Below are 2,778 nucleotides of genomic sequence, written 5' to 3'. Positions count from 1 at the left end.
AACGCAAAATCGGGTAACACTCGCCCCGTCCGCTACGAATTACATATAGGAAGCAATCCTTTAATGATATAAGAAGTTGATATTTCATTAAACGACCCTTTTACAATTATGCGTTACAACAAAGAAAAAGCACTGGTCCGGGGCAAGAAAAAAGACAAGGCATTTGTCCGCATCTTCGGCGGAATATTTGTGCTGGTGGGCATCATCCTGTTTACCGTCTGTATCTTCATCTATACCAGCGGTCACACATTCAAAGCAGAAGCTACACCTGTGCAGGCTGTTATCCTGGCCATGCGTGGGGCGAATCACGAATCGCTGGGCACACCGGTGGTGGAATACACAGTCGGCGGAAAGACCTATACTTCCACGCTCAATCTGTCTTCATCGTCCATGCATCCGGGCAAGCAGATTACAGTCTATTACCGCAATGGCAATCCCCAAGAGGTGCGTTATCTGGATGATAACAACTGGATTATCGGCCTATTGCTGGCCATGGCGTTCGTGTTTGCCGATATGGGACTGGCTTTTATTCTGGTAAGGCGGAAACACCGGCAGAAAATAGCCCGCTTGCTTGCTACCGGCGATACAGTGGAAGCGGAGATAACAGGCATCCGTGAAGATGACAACCAAAGCATGAACGGACGGCATCCCATCATCGTGAGTTGCCGTTATGTGGCATCCGACGGGCGGATATACCTGTTTCACAGCGGTTCTTTCTGGTATGAGAGTTACGAGATAGATCCCAAAAGAAAGGTGCGTGTCTATGTTGACCGCAATAATCCTTTCAATTATTATGTGGATGTTGACAGTGTGTGGGATGAGAACGGAAAAAAACGTGTTTAAGGCAAATTATCCTTGGCAACCAGCATCAGTTCGCCCGCTTTCTTCATCAGCGTTTCTTCGGATACATCCGCTCCTTCCATAAAGATAACCAAGAGATGGTCGCCCACCAAAGCAAAAACGTTCAGCACACGCCGTCCTCCTGCCTCTGCGCAGGCTAAGGTGTAGTAGGTAATCCATCTCTTGTCTTTCAGCGTCAGCTCCAGGTAGTCCTGCGTTTCATAGATGTCAGGGTGCTCCCGGAACAGGTGGTCCTTGTAACGCATCAGCCTGCCCAGCAACGAAGCCATGGCAAAGGGCGTGGCCTGGTTGAGGGGTGTGCTGCGTGCTGATGTCAGTCTGAATCCTTGTATTCCGACGGAGGCATACAACACTCCGAAACGTTCCACGCCGCCGGCTATCCGTGTCACTGCATCCGTAGCAAGGGTGTCTCTGTCGGACACTGCTTCTATAGTTGCGTAGTAGAACATTGTTGTCTTGTCTACCCTCAAGGTATCCGGATTCACGCCCGACGCTTTCAGGCGGATTTCAGCGGCAGCTGTCGCGCAGGCACCTCCCAAGGTGAGCAGCGGCCAATATCCTCCGCCCTCTATCTGCATCGTGTCTTTCAATACCGGGGAAAGGATGCAAAGGCCCGTGCGTGGCGCAAACCCTTTCAACAGCTTTTGCAGCTTTGGTTTCAGGTCGGCGTTCATGTCGTAGATGAACTCATCCAGCCTGTCGCGATAGCTTTCTGGAATCATCAGCATGCTGGTCGTCCTTGTGTGTGTCAATCCCTGTGTGCCCCACACCACAAACATGGGACGTTTGCATTTGTCGGTAAAGCGCCAGGAAGACGTCCAGTCTTCATATCCGTCCTCGTCGGTATAACTCCATCTGTTATTTCCGGGGAGGTATTCGTGCAATTCCGTGGCATAAGCATTGTAGTAGCTGAAACCGGGCGGGAGGTTCAGATCGGAAACCAGCACGTAAGCCTCAAACCTGTTGTATATTATGTAGCCGAATGCTGTTACTAAGACCATGACAAAAGCAACGATAGCCGATGGAAGCCACCTCCATTTGCGACGGCTACGGAACACCCGTTGCCCCCTCTCCTGGTGTCTGAGTATCGCTTCGCCAATGTTTCCCACGTTTGTGCCCTGCCTCTTTAGTTTTTCCAAGCTGTTGACAAACGTCTTGTCCTCCTCATAGAATTGGCGGACAAGGAGGTGCGTATATAAGTAGAACTTGTACGGATGGTCGCGGTCCACGAAAACGGGCACGCGGCTTCCCACCTCAATCAGTCCCAACAGCCCCGCCTGCGAGCCGTTGAGCTGTTCCTTAACCTTCCATTTCCGACCGCCGGGCAGGGTGAATTCATAGACTGCCACGAAAGCCTCTCCGCCTTCCTCGACATCTATCTCTTTCTGGATGGCCGTGACGACGGCTTCGGCCTGGATGCCATGCCCTATCAGCTTCCGCTTCTCCCTCAGGATGCCCAGCAGGGAATAGGCGATGTAGCCTGTCACCACCAGACAGATTATACCCGCCCAGCAACTCCCGATGCCTTGGAAGCCATGCAGGAAAAGATTTACTATTCCCGACCCGCTGAACACTCCGGCAAGCAGCAATCCACCCGCTATGGCAACCAGCCACCAGCACAATTCCCGCTTTAAGATTCGCCGGTACGCCTCTTTCCGTATGTCTGTATCGTTCCTCATACCGCTATCAGTTATTTGGGGAGCGAATGTAACGAATGGATGTTTCGTTTCGGTTACGAATCTGTGTAATTGTTTGAAGCCCTCAAAAGCGGACGGCCGGGAATAAAATTTTCCCGTTTAATGTTTATTAACGCAAAATCGGGTAACACTCGCCCCGTCCGCTACGAATTACATATAGGAAGCAATCCTTTAATGATATAAGAAGTTGATATTTCATTAAACGACCCTTTTACAATTA

The 2,778-nt window shown here is 50.7% G+C and carries 2 protein-coding genes; one reads left to right on the top strand and one right to left on the bottom strand.

Features of this window, described 5'->3' with window-relative positions; all coding sequences use genetic code 11:
• Positions 1-108 precede the first annotated feature (108 nt).
• Entirely contained in the window at positions 109-843 is a 735-nt protein-coding gene (locus B5F78_RS16310; protein WP_087407237.1) for a DUF3592 domain-containing protein, read from the top strand.
• On the opposite strand, the gene B5F78_RS16305 is transcribed toward B5F78_RS16310, so the two are convergent.
• Positions 840-2,540, bottom strand: a complete 1,701-nt coding sequence (locus B5F78_RS16305) for a DUF3592 domain-containing protein (RefSeq protein WP_087397799.1) — start codon at positions 2,538-2,540, stop codon at positions 840-842. The genes B5F78_RS16310 and B5F78_RS16305 overlap by 4 nt on opposite strands.
• Positions 2,541-2,778 lie beyond the last annotated feature (238 nt).

It is taken from the genome of Bacteroides sp. An279, assembly GCF_002159615.1.
Taxonomy (GTDB): domain Bacteria; phylum Bacteroidota; class Bacteroidia; order Bacteroidales; family Bacteroidaceae; genus Phocaeicola; species Phocaeicola intestinalis.
Note: the sequence above shows the minus strand (reverse complement) of the source record. Positions and strands in the feature narration are given on the sequence as shown.

Excerpts from the sequence above, each read along its gene's own strand:
- B5F78_RS16305 (WP_087397799.1), bottom strand. The coding sequence starts at position 2,540 with ATGAGGAACGATACAGACATACGGAAAGAGGCGTACCGGCGAATCTTA.
- B5F78_RS16310 (WP_087407237.1), top strand. The coding sequence starts at position 109 with ATGCGTTACAACAAAGAAAAAGCACTGGTCCGGGGCAAGAAAAAAGAC.